This window comes from Klebsiella sp. PK18 (genome assembly GCF_057784655.1).
On the sequence record NZ_CM173493.1, the window covers coordinates 5,005,307 to 5,019,389 of the forward strand.

Consider the following 14,083-nt stretch of genomic DNA (forward strand, 5'->3'; position numbering starts at 1 on the left):
CACCTTTTACGACCGTTCCACAGCGCGACTGCCACCAGCCCCCCTCCTCTCACTCCCCCGAGAACCCGGCTCCCCCTGCCAGCCCTCCTTCTCCCCCATTAACCCCAAACCCCACTCAAACTTATCTCAACTTGTTCTCACCTCACTCTCAACCACATCCCCAGCACAACCCATCTTTCCCCAGATAAATTCCCCTCGCCTATACCCCAATATTCCCCCCTAACCCTACCCACCACCATTCCCATATATTCCAGAAAGTTTTAACCAATGCCTTTTTGTTATTCACTCCCTCCGCAGCCAAATATTAATTTCATCAATATTTTTATAACTTTACATTAATGAAAAGTTTTCTTTTTGCCGTTTATTCCAGGATTTTCCTCAGGCGTGAAGGGTTCCGGTAAACACTATTTTTACTAGTCGCTGTACGAGTCTTGATGGACATATTCACTCGATGAATTAACTCAGGAGAATACTTGTGACGACGTTAAAACCTTTGCTGGCCCGCAACCGCAGCTGGGCGCTGCAGAAGTGTCAGCATGATCCGGATTATTTCGAAAAATGGGTCGACGGGCAGCGGCCCCACTCGCTGTGGATCGGCTGCTCCGACAGCCGCGTGCCCGCCGAGGTGCTCACCGGCAGTCAGCCCGGCGAGCTCTTTGTCCACCGCAATATCGCCAACATGCTCGACCCCGCCGACGACAACGTCATGAGCGTCCTGCAGTATGCCCTCCACTACCTTGAGGTGGAGCGGGTGGTGCTTTGCGGCCACTACGGCTGCGGCGGTGTGCAGGCGGCGCTCTCCCTGCCCACCCTGCCGCTGGCGCAGGAGTCCTCGGCGCTGGCTCGCCGCATCGGCCAGCTGCGCCATACCCTGCATCACGAAATTGCGCAGATCGCCGATGGGTGTGGTGTTGCGGCCTCCTCCGGCGCCAGCGCCAGCACCGACGCGGAGCGCTCTCGCCATGCGCTGGACGCCCTGGTGGAAGCCAACGTTCGCGCCCAGTTCGCCCGTCTGCTGGAGAGTGAACCGGTGCAGACGGTGCTCGCCAGCGGGCGACCGCTCAGCCTGCACGGCTGCGTCTACGACCTGGCTTCCGGCCATTTAACCACCCTCGTCGAGCACCTCTCACCGCAGGAGCACGCCCCATGAATACGTTTCGTCAGGACTCTCTCGCCGGCATCGTCGTCTTCCTTGTCGCCCTGCCGCTGTGCCTCGGCATCGCCCAGGCCAGCGGCTTACCGCCCTTCGTCGGCCTGCTGACCGGCATCATCGGCGGCCTGGTCGTCACCGCCCTCAGCCCCTCCCGCTTCGCCGTCAGCGGCCCCGCCGCCGGACTGGTCACCATCGTCGTCGCCGCCATTGAATCCCTGGGTTCCTTCTCCCTCTTCCTGATGGCGCTGGTGCTGGCCGGCGTGCTGCAGCTGCTGTTCGGCATCCTGCGGGCCGGGCGCTTTATCTCGCTGGTTCCCGCCAGCGTCATCAAAGGCATGCTGGCGGCGATCGGCATCCTGCTGATTATGCAGCAGATCCCCGTCGCGCTCGGCACGGCGGAAGAGACCGGACTTGCCGATGTGGTTCAGGGCAATGCCGCTTTCTCCGTCACTGCGATTGCCGTGGCCGCGGGCGGTCTGCTGGTGCTCTGGCTGTGGGGCTCGCCGCTTATCCGCCGGGTGAAGAGCCTGCGCTGGATCCCCGGGCCGCTGATCGCCGTCCTGCTCGGCTGCGTGACCACCCTGCTGCTGACCCATTTTGCGCCGCAGCAGCTGGCCGCCCTGCCGCGTATTACCCTGCCGGCGTTCGGCAGCCTCGGCGAGCTGCTGGGCGAGCTGGAGTCCCCCGCATGGAGCGCGTGGCGCAATCCGTCGGTGTGGGTGGTGGCGGTGACCCTGGCGCTGGTCGCCAGCCTCGAAACCCTGCTCAGCCAGGAGGCGCTGAAAAAGCTGCGTCCGCAAAATCCGCCGCCTTCGCCGAACCGTGAAATGGTCGCCCAGGGCGTGGGCAACCTGCTCTCCGGCGTGCTGGGGGCGATGCCGATCACCGCGGTGATCGTCCGCAGCTCGGTCAACGTCAGCAACGGCGCGCAGAGTAAACTGTCGATCTTTATCCACGGCGTGCTGCTGTTGATCTGCGGTCTGTGGTTCAGCGGCCTGCTGACCTTAATCCCGCTCGCCAGCCTCGCCGCCGTGCTGCTGTATACCGGCTATAAGCTGGCGACGCCGCGGCTGTTCATCGAGCAGTTCCGCCAGGGGGCGGCGCAGTACGTCCCGTTCCTCGCCACCATCGGCGGGATTATCGCCTTCGGCATGCTGGCGGGGATCGGGATTGGTCTTGCCACCCAGATGGCGTTCAGCCTCTGGCGCAGCCATCGCCACTCGCTGCAGCTGGCGCGCTACGATGACCACTACGTGCTGCGCATCCAGCAAAATCTGACCTTTATGCACAATCCGCATCTGCTGGCCCTGCTGGCGAAAATTCCGGAAAAGAGCGTGGTGATCGTCGAGCACGACAGCGTCGGCTATCTCGACCCGGACGTGCGGGCGGTGCTGGATGATTTTGCCGAGAACGCCCCGCAGCGCGGCATCCGCCTTAATCAGTGGCCGCTCGCCAGTCGCTGACCTTAACGGGCGGCTGGTCCGCCCGCTTCGCGACCCCTCCGATTGCCAAGCGCCGGGGAATACCATGCTCTACACTTTCTGGGTTATCACGCCAACCCCAAGGAAATGAACATGAGCATCATTAAAAGCTACGCCGCCAAAGAAGCGGGCGCCGATCTGTCGCTGTGGGAATACGATGCCGGCGAGCTGCAGCCGGAAGATGTCGAAGTTGAGGTGGAATACTGCGGGATCTGCCATTCGGACCTGTCGATGATCGACAACGAATGGGGGATGTCGAGCTACCCGCTGGTGGCCGGTCACGAGGTCATTGGCCGGGTGGCGGCGCTGGGCAGCGCGGCGCAGGATAAAGGGCTGAAGATTGGCCAGAAGGTCGGCATCGGCTGGACGGCGCGCAGCTGCGGCCATTGCGACGCCTGCATCAGCGGCAACCAGATCAACTGTCTGGAAGGCTCGGTGCCGACCATTCTCAACCGCGGCGGCTTCGCCAATAAGCTGCGCGCCGACTGGCAGTGGGTGATCCCCCTGCCGGAGAGCATCGATCTGGCGTCCGCCGGCCCGATGCTGTGCGGCGGCATCACCGTCTTTAAACCGCTGCTGACCCACCACGTCACCGCCACCAGCCGCGTCGGGGTGATCGGCATCGGCGGCCTCGGCCATATCGCCATTAAGCTGCTGCGGGCGATGGGCGCGGAAGTGACCGCCTTCAGCTCCAACCCGGCGAAAGAGCAGGAAGTGCTGGCGATGGGCGCCGATCGCGTGGTCAACAGCCGCGATCCTGAAGCCTTAAAAGCGCTGGCCGGTCAGTTTGACTTGATCATCAACACCGTGGCGGTGGATCTCGACTGGCAGCCGTACTTCGAAGCCCTGGCTTACGGCGGCAACTTCCATACCGTCGGCGCGGTGATGAAGCCGTTCCCGGTGCCGGCCTTTACCCTTATCGGCGGCGACCGCAGCATCTCCGGCTCGGCGACCGGTAATCCGTCCGAACTGCGTAAGCTGATGAAATTCGCCGGGCGCAGCAAAGTGGCCCCGACCACCGAGCTGTTCCCGATGTCGCAGATTAACGAAGCGCTGAAGCACGTTCGCGAAGGCAAAGCCCGCTACCGCGCGGTGCTGAAAGCCGACTTCTGATGGTTCTCTCCCGCCGGGCGGCCCGCTCGCCCGGCGTTTTCCCCGTCGCTTCATCAAACCGTCATCTCCCCGCCATGCCTCTGTAGTCATTGCTTCCCACAATCCGGGCTTCGATAAATGGCTGAACGAGATGCGCGTCACCATGAGAAAGACCTGGCTTCCCTGGCTGATCCTGTCGCCTTCCCTGCTGTTTTTACTGCTGTTTACCTGGTTCCCGCTGGGGCGTTCGGTGTATGACAGCCTGTTTGATACCCGCATGGCCAGCGACGGCGCGCAGTATGTCGGGCTGGATAACTTCGCCCGCCTGTTTGCCGATAACGTCTTCTGGCAGTCGCTGGGCAATAACCTGCTCTATATCCTGCTGACGGTGGTGCCTGGGGTGACCCTCGCCCTGCTGCTGGCGGTCGCCCTGAGCGAGAACCATCGCGTCAACCGCTGGCTGCGCACCGCCTTTTTCTTCCCGATGATTATCCCGATGGTCAGCGCCGCCGCGCTGTGGCTGTTTATCTTTATGCCCGGCCTCGGCCTGCTCGACCACTATCTGGCGAAGCTGTTCGGGCCGATGAACAACAACTGGCTGGGACGCAGCAACAGCGCGCTGCTGGCCCTGGCGCTGATCGGCGTGTGGAAGTTCGCCGGCTACTACATGCTGTTTTTCCTCGCCGGGCTGCAGAGCATTCCGGCCTCGACGCGGGAAGCGGCGCTGATGGAGGGGGCTACCCGCACGCAGGTCTTTTTTAAGGTCACGCTACCGCTGCTGCGCCCGACGCTGAGCTTTGTGATCACCACCGCGCTGATCTACTCCATCACCCAGATCGACCACGTGGCGGTGATGACCCGCGGCGGGCCGGACAACGCCACCACCGTGCTGCTCTATTACATCCAGAATCTCGCCTGGGATACCCACGACCTTGGTAAAGCCTCCGCCGCCACCTTCCTGACCCTGGCCGGGCTGTTCGCCTTCTCGCTGATTAACCTGAAACTGCTGGAGAAAGGAGCCCACTATGAGCGCTGATATCTCGCCGCTGCTGGTCCGCTCGCCCACCGCTACGCGTCCGCTGTGGCTGCGCCTGCGCCGCTCGTCGCCCTTTACGCTCACAGTATTAATGTGCTGCCTGGCGCTGCTGTGGGTCAGCCCGTTTATCTGGATGCTGGCGACCTCGTTCAGCGCCACCACCTTCGGCGACGATATGGCGTCGCTGCTGCCCCGCCTGCCGCTGACCCTCGATAACTTCCGCGACGCCTGGAACAGCGCCGACTGGCTGAGCCTGTACGCCAACACCCTTATCTTCACCTTCGGCACCTTCTTCGTGCAGCTGTTGACCATCACCACCGCCGGGTACGTCTTCGCCTGCCACGAGTTTCGCGGCAAGCAGACGCTGTTTCTCCTGTTCCTGGTGCAGCTGATGATCATGCCGGTAGTGATGATGGTGCCGAACATGCTGACCCTGAAAACCTTCGGCCTGCTCAACACCCTCACCGGGGTGATGATGCCCTACTTCACCTCGGCGTTCGGCGTGTTCCTGATGCGTCAGGCGTTCCTCGCCATCCCGAAAGAGCTGGAGGAGGCGGCGCTGATGGAGGGCTGCCGCTGGTGGCAGGTACTGTTCCGCGTGCTGCTGCCCATGTCCTGGCCGTCGGTGCTGGCCTTCGCCACCGTCAGCATTACCTACCACTGGAACGAGTACCTGTGGCCGCTGATGATGCTCAACGATCCCGATAAGCAGGTGCTGACCGTCGGGCTGGTCTCCTTCGCCATGGGCGCCGAATCCGGCGGCCAGTGGGGCACCATCGGCGCCGGGACGCTGATGGTCTGCCTGCCGCTGATGCTGGCGTTCATCCTTTTTCAGAAACAGTTCCTGCGGAGCTTCGGCTTCTCCGGGATCAAATAAGGAGTGATTCATGCTGTTAGCGCACATTTCCGATACCCATTTCCGCAGCCGCGGCGAGAAGCTGTACGGCTTTATCGACGTCAATGCCGCCAACGCCGACGTGGTCTCCCAGCTTAACGCGCTGCGCGAGCGCCCGGATGCGGTGGTGGTGAGCGGGGATATCGTCAACTGCGGCCGCCCGGAGGAGTATCAGGTGGCCCGCCAGATCCTCGGCAGCCTGAACTATCCGCTGTATCTGATCCCCGGCAACCACGACGACAAAGCCCATTTTCTGGAGCATCTTCACCCGCTGTGCCCGCAGCTGGGCAACGATCCGCAAAATATGCGCTATGCGGTGGATGACTTCGCCACCCGCCTGCTGTTTATCGACTCCAGTCATGCCGGCACGTCAAAAGGCTGGCTGACCGACGAGACCATCGGCTGGCTGGAAGCGCAGCTGTTCGAGGGCGGCGACAAACCGGCAACGGTGTTTATGCACCACCCGCCGCTGCCGCTGGGCAATGCGCAGATGGACCCGATCGCCTGCGAAAACGGCCACCGTCTGCTGGCGCTGGTGGAGCGTTTCCCGTCGCTGACGCGCATCTTCTGCGGCCATAACCACAGCCTGACCATGACCCAGTATCGCCAGGCGCTGATCTCCACCATCCCCGGCACCGTCCATCAGGTGCCGTACTGCCACGAAGACACCCGGCCCTATTACGACCTCTCCCCGGCCTCGTGCCTGATGCACCGTCAGGTCGGCGATCAGTGGGTGAGCTACCAGCACTCGCTGGCCCACTACGCCGGCCCCTGGCAGTACGACGAAAACATCAGTTGCCCAACGGAAGAGCGCTAACCGCCATGCTCAGTCTGCAAAACATCAGTAAACGTTTCGACGGCAAACCGGCGCTCAGTGCCCTGTCGCTGGATATTCACGAAGGCGAATTCGTGGTGCTGGTCGGCCCGTCGGGCTGCGGGAAAAGCACCCTGCTGCGCCTGCTCGCCGGGCTGGAGCCGGTCAGCAAAGGCCAAATCTGGCTGCATGATGAGAACATCACCGCCACCACGCCGCGCGAGCGCAACTTCGCGATGATCTTCCAGAACTATGCCCTGTTTCCGCATCTGTCGGTGCGCGACAACATCACCTTCGGCATGAAGGTGCGCAAGGAAGAGAAAAGCAGCTGGCAGCCGCGAGTGGATAAAGTGGCGCAGATGCTGCAGCTGGAGGCGCTGCTCGACCGCAAACCGGCGAAGCTCTCCGGCGGCCAGCGCCAGCGGGTGGCGATGGCCCGGGCGATCGTGCGCAATCCGCGGCTGTTCCTGATGGACGAGCCGCTCTCCAACCTCGACGCCCGCCTGCGCAGCGAAGTGCGCGACAGCATTATGGCCCTCCACCAGCAGCTGAAAACCAGCACCATCTATGTTACCCACGACCAGACCGAGGCGATGTCGATGGCCGACCGCATCGTGGTGATGAACGGCGGCCACGTACAGCAGGTCGGGCGCCCGGAGTATCTGTACGCCAACCCGGCCAACCTGTTCGTCGCCGGGTTTATCGGTTCGCCGGCGATGAACTTGCTGTCGCTGGCCTGCGCCAACGGTGAAGTACTGTTGGGAGAACAGCGCCATCCGCTGCCGCCGCGCCACCGGGATCAGACCCGCGTCTGGCTGGGCATTCGCCCGGAACATATTACCGACCGCGTGGAGGAGGGCCATCTGCGCCTGCCGGCCACCGTTCTGCAACGAGAACTGATGGGGGCCGACTACCTGCTCCACGTCAGCACCCCGATCGGCACCCTGCGCTTTAGCCGCCGCCACCGCGGCACGGTGCCGGAGAAAGGCGAGTCACTACCGATCGGCTTCTCGCCTGCCGATGTGCATCTTTTTCATGCTGAGACCCAGCATAATTTACTGATGGAGTGTAATCATGTTTAAACCTCTTACGGTGGTCGCGGTTGGCCTCAGCCTTGCCCTGAGCGGCGCGGCGCTGGCAAAAGAAAAAATAGACTTCATGTTCCCGGCGCCGGTGGACGGCAAGCTGACCATGGAGATGACCCGCGTCATTAAGCAATTCAACGACTCGCAGCAGGATGTCGAAGTACGCGGCATCTTCACTGGCAACTACGACACCACCAAGATCAAAGCCGAATCGGCGCAGAAGGCCGGCCAGCCGCCGGCGCTGGTGATCATGTCCGCTAACTTCACCACCGATCTGGCGCTGAAGGATGAGATCCTGCCGATGGACGAGCTGTTTAAATATGGCGATCAAAAGGCTGGCGATTTTCTGCAAAAGGAATTCTGGCCCGCGATGCATAAGAACGCCCAGGTGATGGGCACCACCTATGCGATCCCGTTCCATAACTCGACGCCGATCCTCTACTACAACAAGACGATGTTCGATCAGGCCGGGATCAAACAGCCGCCGCAGACCTGGGCCGAGCTGCTGGCTGATGCCAAAAAGCTGACCGACGAGAGCAAAGGCCAGTGGGGGATCATGCTGCCGTCGACCAACGACGACTACGGCGGCTGGATCTTCTCGGCGCTGGTACGCGCCAACGGCGGGAAATACTTTAACGAAGACTATCCGGGCGAGGTCTATTACAACTCGCCGACCGCCATCGGCGCCCTGCGCTTCTGGCAGGATCTGATTTACAAGGACAAGGTAATGCCGTCCGGGGTGCTGAACTCGAAGCAGATCAGCGCCGCGTTCTTCTCCGGTAAGCTCGGGATGGCGATGCTCAGCACTGGCGCGCTGGGCTTTATGCGCGAGAACAGCAAAGATTTTGAGCTTGGGGTGGCGATGCTGCCGGCCAAAGAGCAGCGCGCGGTGCCGATCGGCGGCGCCAGCCTGGTGAGTTTTAAAGGCATCAACGAGGCGCAGAAGAAAGCGGCGTATCAGTTCCTGACCTATCTGGTGAGCCCCGACGTGAACGGCGCATGGAGCCGCTTCACCGGCTACTTCTCGCCGCGCAAGGCGTCATATGATACGCCGGAGATGAAGGCCTATCTGCAGCAGGATCCGCGGGCGGCGATCGCGCTTGAGCAACTGAAGTACGCCCATCCGTGGTACTCCACCTGGGAGACCGTGGCGGTGCGTAAGGCGATGGAGAACCAGCTGGCGGCGGTGGTCAATGATGCCAAAGTGACGCCGGAAGCGGCGGTTCAGGCGGCGCAGAAGGAAGCCGATGCGCTGATGAAACCTTATGTGGATAAGACCGCGCTGGCGGAAGTGAAGTGACGCGTTACCCGTCATCGTCACCCTCACCCTGGCCCTCTCCCTGAGGGAGAGGGGACGGTACGGCGCCGTGGTTAAGCCCTGAATCCGGGAGAGGGAACTGTCCGGCGCCGTGGTTAAGCCGTTTGCAAGTGGGGACAAGAATTGGGGGAAGGAAAAAAGCAGGCCATACCCGGTATGGCCTGAAAATGTCACAACGATTAGATCCCTGCCGTTTCGCGGATATATTTGCGCGCTTTGACGGCGTATTCGAAAGGATTGGCCAGGGCAGGATCCTGCTCTGCTTCCACCACCATCCAGCCTTTATAGCCAAAGTCGTCCAGCAGCTTGAACACCGGACGGAAATCGATCACCCCGTCGCCCGGGACGGTGAAGGTGCCTTTTTTCACGCCGTCGAGGAACGACAGGCCGTCGCGGCGCACCTGGTCGATCACCGGCGGACGGACGTCTTTCAGGTGAACGTGGTTGATGCGCGGCAGATACTTTTTGAGGATCGCCAGCATCGGCGCTTCGCCGCCTTCGGAATACCAGGCATGGCCGGTGTCGAACAGCAGGAAGACGCGCTCGTCCACCAGCGACATAAATTTGTCGATTTCCGCGGTGGTCTGAATGCCGGTGCCCATGTGGTGGTGCAGACAGACCTGCATCCCCTTCTCCGCCGCCAGGCGGCCGAGGGTGTTATAGCCTTCCGCTACCCGCTGCCACTCTTCGTCGCTGAAGCACGGCTTCGCATCGCCGAGGATCGGTTTATCCAGCCCCTGGATGCTGCCGCTCTGCTCGGAGCAGCCAATCACTTTCGCCCCCATCGCATGAAGGAAGTTCATGTGATTGACGAATTCATCAATGGTTTTTTCCCGCTGGCCGTTGGCGAAAAAGGTGCTGAACCAGGCGTTGCAGATCTGAATGCCGCGGATATCCAGCATCGGCTTGAGGACCGCAGGGTCGCGCGGATATTTGCTGCCGACTTCGCTGCCGGTAAAACCGGCCAGCGCCATTTCGCTGACGATCTGCTGGAAAGTGTTTTCGCTGCCAAGCTCCGGCATATCATCGTTAGTCCAGCCGATCGGGGCGATAGCCAGTTTGACGTTATCTTTGTTCATAGTAGGGCTCCTGCCGCTGCGCCTTACCGGCGCAGCAATTCACGTTCAATAAGTTCACGGGTTTCCACTGCCTGGTATTTCATTTTTTCCGGGTAGCCAAACAGCGAGGTGGCGACAATCGGCTCCCCGCCGACCTTGAAGGTCTGCTCGGCGAATTTCATTTCGCGCAGGGTGCGGAACAGCGCGTCGAAATCCACATCCCCTTCCCCGACGCCTACGTGCTGGTGCACCACGGCATCCACGCCCGGCGGGTTAACGATATAGCGGCAATGTTTTGTATGATTGCGGGTATCCGCAATCAGGACATGGGAGAGATCGCTCCCGGCATAGCGCAGCATGCTCGCCACATCGCCGACGCCTTTGTCGTAGAAAAAGGTGTGCGGCACGCTGTAGACGTACTTCACGTTATCGCTGCGGAACGACTTCACAATATCGACGGTTTCATTGTTCTCTTCGCAGAAATCCCAGGGATGCGCCTGGATCTCCACGCGGATGCCTTCCCGCTCAAAAATCGGCAACAGCTCTTCCATTGAGCGATAGAACATTTCATCGCAGATTTCGGGCTGATTCGGATCGCCGGAGAACTCGGTGTTGATCACCTGAACGCCCATCTCCACCGCAATTTCCACCAGCCGTTTCCAGTTTTTCACCGCCGCCTGACGGCGCAGTTCGTCCGGGCCGGACCAGCGGTAGACGCAGATAAACGACGACAGCTCAAGGCCGGTATCGCGCAGCGCCTGCTTGTACTCCGCCATGATCTCCCGGCTGGCGCGCGGGTGCTTGTAGAACGGGTTAATCTGCGGGTGCGGCGACTGTTCAATGTACTTGTAGCCCCACTCCGCTACCTGATGGACCATGCGGGTGATCCCGAGGTCCTTAATGACATCCACATCAAAGGCAATTTTCATCGTCGTTACCTGTGCAAAGAAGTTCCGTCAGCAAAACGCGCTTAACGTTTGTAGAATGCCGGGCACTCAGGCAGCGTCACCTCAACCGGCTCGCTGGTTCCCTGCGCTTTAATGCAGGCGTCCGCCGCCACCGACGCCGCGTAGCCGTCCCAGGCCGACGGGCCGTGCAGCTGGCCGGCTTTGACGTCGTTGATAAAGGCCTGCAGCTCGACGTCGTAGGCTTTGATAAAGCGGTCTTTCCAGTCGGTCAGAATGGCGGTCGACAGGCTGGCGGACTTGCGCATCTGGACGGCAGACGGCTCCGGCAGACGGGCAATCCCGGTTTCGCCGACCACTTCGCACTGGATGTCATACCCGTACTGGCAGTTCACGAACACTTCGACGTCGATCAGGGTGCCTTTTTTGGTTTCAAAGGAGACGATCTGCGGATCTTTCAGGCGCGCATGGGTGTGCGAGGTGGAGCGCGGGAAGCGCACCTGCACGGAACGGTAGTCATCGTTCAGCAGCCAGCGCAGCACGTCCAGCTCGTGGATCAGGGTGTTGGTGATCGCCATATCGGTGGTGTAGTTCTCGCCGACCGACTGGTTGCGGTGGGCGCAGCGCAGCATCAGCGGCGCGCCGATATCGCCATCGTCGATCACTTTTTTCAGCGCCAGATAGCCTTCGTCGTACGGGCGCATAAAGCCAACCTGCACCAGACGACGGCCGGCCTTCATTTCGGCATCAACGATGCGACGGCAGCCTTCCGCAGACATCGCCAGCGGTTTTTCGCAGAACACCGGCTTACCAGCGGCGATGGCGGCCAGGGTGTACTCTTCGTGGGTCGGGTCCCAGGAGGTGACCAGGATGGCATCGACATCGCTGGCGTTAATCACGTCGTGGCCGTCGGCGTAGACTTCCGCCTGCACGCCCGGCAGCGCGACCGCCGCACGGGCGTTGTCGGCATTGATATCAGACACCGCCACAACGGTGGCGCCCTGCAGAACCTGGGTGCAGCGACGGATGTGTTCTTTACCGATAGCGCCAGCGCCGATGACACCTAATTTGAGCGACATAATGGTTTTCTCCGTAAGTCTGTAGGATTCAGGGTAGAGGTTCGTTTTAGTAATCACGCGCCTGGGCGCGCTTTTCATTAATCATTTGCGCCACCTTGCGGATCCGCTCAGAGAGCGCCGTCTGGGCGACTCCGACGTTCCACCAGCTGCCGTATTTGTGCACCATGGTCTTCGGCAGCACTTTAATATCAATCAGGGTGCTGACCGTTTCGCGACGGGCGGCGTCCAGCGCGTGGCGCAGTTCGTCCAGGGTGGTGACGCGCCAGGTTTTGCAGCCGTAGCCGGCGGCGATGGTGGCGAAGTCCACCGGCACCAGGCCGCCCTGCAGCTGGCCGGTTTCCGGCTGGCGGTAGCGGAACTCGGTGCCGAAGCTGTCCATCCCGTGCTCCATCTGCAGGTTGTTGATGCAGCCGTTGGCCATGTTGTCGAACAGCACGACGTTGATCTTCGCCCGCTCCTGCAGGGAGGTGACCAGCTCAGAGTGCAGCATCATGAAGGAGCCATCGCCGACCAGGGAGTAGACTTCGCTCTGCGGCTGCGCCAGCTTCACGCCCAGCGCCGCGTTGACTTCGTATCCCATGCAGGAGTAGCCGTACTCCACGTGGTAGGTGTTTTCCGCGCGGTTGCGCCAGACGCGCTGCAGATCGCCGGGCAGGCTGCCCGCCGCCGCGACGATCACCGCCTCGGCCGGCAGCGTTTCATTCAGTACCCCAAGGACGCTGCTCTGGGTCAGGGTGGAGTCGGTGATCTGGCGGAACTCGCGATACACCGATTCACGATCGAGGTGATCGTCGATCTCCGGCACAAAGGATTTCTCCTGCCACACCGCCTGGTAGACGCGCTGGGTCTCTTTTAACTGACGACTCTGCACGCTCTCGATCTGCGCGCCCCATCCGGCCTGCCAGCCGGTATCCGCCAGCGCCGCGTCGAGGGCGGTCATCGCTTCCCGGGCATCTGCCAGCATGGCAATGCCGTCCAGCTTCCAGGCGTCGAAGTTGCTGACGTTAATATTCAGGAAACGCACCTCCGGGTGCTGGAAAATCCATTTCGAGGCGGTGGTAAAATCGCTGAAACGGGTGCCGACGCCGATCACCAGGTCGGCCTCTTTCGCCAGCAGGTTCGCCGCCAGACAGCCCGTCTCGCCGACGCCGCCGACGTTCAGGGGGTGAGACGAGACCACCGTCCCCTTCCCGGCCTGGGTTTCGGCGAAGGGCACCCCGTAGCGCTCGGCGAAACGGGACAGCGCTTCGCCCGCGCCGGAGTATTTCACCCCACCGCCGCAGACGATCAGCGGTTTACGGCTGGCTTTGATGGCCGCGACGGCGTCCGCCAGCTGCGCGGCGCTGGCCGGGCGGCGGTCGAGACGGTGCACGCGGCGCGCAAAGAAGGATTCCGGGTAGTCCCAGGCTTCGCCCTGCACATCCTGCGGCAGGCACAGCGTCACCGCGCCGGTTTCCGCCGGGTCGGTCAGGACGCGCATGGCGTTGATGCAGGCGCTCATCAGCTGTTCCGGGCGGGTAATACGGTCCCAGTATTTGCTGACTGCGCGGAAAGCGTCATTGGTGCTGATGCTGAGATCGTAGCTCTGTTCAATCTGCTGGAGCACCGGGTCCGGCTGGCGGGTGGCGAAGACATCGCCCGGCAGCAATAGCAGCGGAATGCGGTTGGCGCTGGCGGTGCCGGCGGCGGTGATCATGTTGGCCGCTCCCGGACCGATGGAGGAGGTGCAGGCGATAATCTGCCGGCGCAGGGCCTGGCGGGCAAAACCGGTGGCCGCGTGGGCCATCCCCTGCTCGTTACGCCCCTGATAGACGCGCATATCGCCGCTGTCCTGCTCCAGCGCCTGCCCCAGCCCCAGGACGTTGCCATGGCCGAAAATCGCGAAAATGCCTTTCACGAATTTCAGCTCTACGCCATCCACTTCCAGGTACTGGTTATCGAGGAACTTCACCAGCGCCTGCGCCGTCGTCAGTCTCAGTTTGCCCATGATGCACAATCCTTATTGTTCAGTATTTGTGTGTGGCGTCGCGCCGATGCCGCCGGGGCCGTCGTTCACGTCACTGGAATACCTGTGGATTATAGGCAAACATTTTTTTCATTAAATACAAATACAGAAGAAATATTTCATTTTGCGAGAGGGATCAAACTCTCTACCCATTTCATACGT

The 14,083-nt window shown here is 61.5% G+C and carries 12 protein-coding genes; 8 read left to right on the plus strand and 4 right to left on the minus strand.

Annotation, left to right across the window (positions count from 1 at the left end):
• The first annotated feature begins 475 nt into the window (after window positions 1-475).
• From AC3EMD_RS24565 to AC3EMD_RS24600, 8 genes are all read left to right on the plus strand, one after another.
• On the plus strand, window positions 476-1,150 hold the full coding sequence (locus tag AC3EMD_RS24565) for a carbonic anhydrase (RefSeq protein WP_094916980.1): 675 nt from the start codon (window positions 476-478) through the stop codon (window positions 1,148-1,150).
• Window positions 1,147-2,616 (plus strand): SulP family inorganic anion transporter, encoded by a 1,470-nt coding sequence (locus AC3EMD_RS24570; protein ID WP_049011034.1) that lies wholly within the window; start codon window positions 1,147-1,149, stop codon window positions 2,614-2,616. The genes AC3EMD_RS24565 and AC3EMD_RS24570 overlap by 4 nt, the downstream gene beginning before the upstream one ends.
• Before the next feature lie 111 nt (window positions 2,617-2,727).
• On the plus strand, window positions 2,728-3,747 hold the full coding sequence (ahr, locus tag AC3EMD_RS24575; protein ID WP_021314291.1) for an NADPH-dependent aldehyde reductase Ahr: 1,020 nt from the start codon (window positions 2,728-2,730) through the stop codon (window positions 3,745-3,747).
• Window positions 3,748-3,877: 130 nt separating this feature from the next.
• Window positions 3,878-4,762, plus strand: coding sequence for a carbohydrate ABC transporter permease (locus AC3EMD_RS24580; RefSeq protein WP_004146807.1), 885 nt, complete (start codon window positions 3,878-3,880; stop codon window positions 4,760-4,762).
• Window positions 4,752-5,639, plus strand: a complete 888-nt coding sequence (locus AC3EMD_RS24585) for a carbohydrate ABC transporter permease (protein ID WP_100751487.1) — start codon at window positions 4,752-4,754, stop codon at window positions 5,637-5,639. Before AC3EMD_RS24580 ends, AC3EMD_RS24585 begins: the two co-directional genes overlap by 11 nt.
• Before the next feature lie 10 nt (window positions 5,640-5,649).
• Entirely contained in the window at window positions 5,650-6,474 is an 825-nt protein-coding gene (locus AC3EMD_RS24590; RefSeq protein WP_110218744.1) for a phosphodiesterase, read from the plus strand.
• A gap of 5 nt (window positions 6,475-6,479) precedes the next feature.
• Complete coding sequence (locus AC3EMD_RS24595; RefSeq protein ID WP_302073820.1) at window positions 6,480-7,553, plus strand: ABC transporter ATP-binding protein; 1,074 nt, start codon at window positions 6,480-6,482, stop codon at window positions 7,551-7,553.
• Window positions 7,546-8,856 carry an ABC transporter substrate-binding protein gene (locus AC3EMD_RS24600; RefSeq protein WP_023323534.1) on the plus strand — a complete coding sequence of 437 codons (1,311 nt, stop codon included), beginning with the start codon at window positions 7,546-7,548 and terminating at the stop codon, window positions 8,854-8,856. The genes AC3EMD_RS24595 and AC3EMD_RS24600 overlap by 8 nt, the downstream gene beginning before the upstream one ends.
• A gap of 197 nt (window positions 8,857-9,053) precedes the next feature.
• On the opposite strand, the gene iolE is transcribed toward AC3EMD_RS24600, so the two are convergent.
• The 4 genes from iolE to iolD are packed head-to-tail and all read right to left on the minus strand — an operon-like array spanning window position 9,054 to window position 13,903.
• Window positions 9,054-9,953: a myo-inosose-2 dehydratase gene (gene iolE / locus AC3EMD_RS24605; RefSeq protein WP_002886970.1), complete on the minus strand. Its 900-nt coding sequence runs from the start codon at window positions 9,951-9,953 to the stop codon at window positions 9,054-9,056.
• A gap of 23 nt (window positions 9,954-9,976) precedes the next feature.
• On the minus strand, window positions 9,977-10,861 hold the full coding sequence (locus AC3EMD_RS24610) for a sugar phosphate isomerase/epimerase family protein (RefSeq protein WP_004152193.1): 885 nt from the start codon (window positions 10,859-10,861) through the stop codon (window positions 9,977-9,979).
• Between the two features lie 41 nt (window positions 10,862-10,902).
• A complete protein-coding gene (iolG, locus tag AC3EMD_RS24615; protein ID WP_004152192.1) occupies window positions 10,903-11,916 on the minus strand; it encodes a bifunctional inositol 2-dehydrogenase/D-chiro-inositol 1-dehydrogenase in 1,014 nt (337 codons plus the stop codon).
• Window positions 11,917-11,962: 46 nt separating this feature from the next.
• Window positions 11,963-13,903, minus strand: coding sequence for a 3D-(3,5/4)-trihydroxycyclohexane-1,2-dione acylhydrolase (decyclizing) (gene iolD, locus AC3EMD_RS24620; protein WP_064176320.1), 1,941 nt, complete (start codon window positions 13,901-13,903; stop codon window positions 11,963-11,965).
• Window positions 13,904-14,083 lie beyond the last annotated feature (180 nt).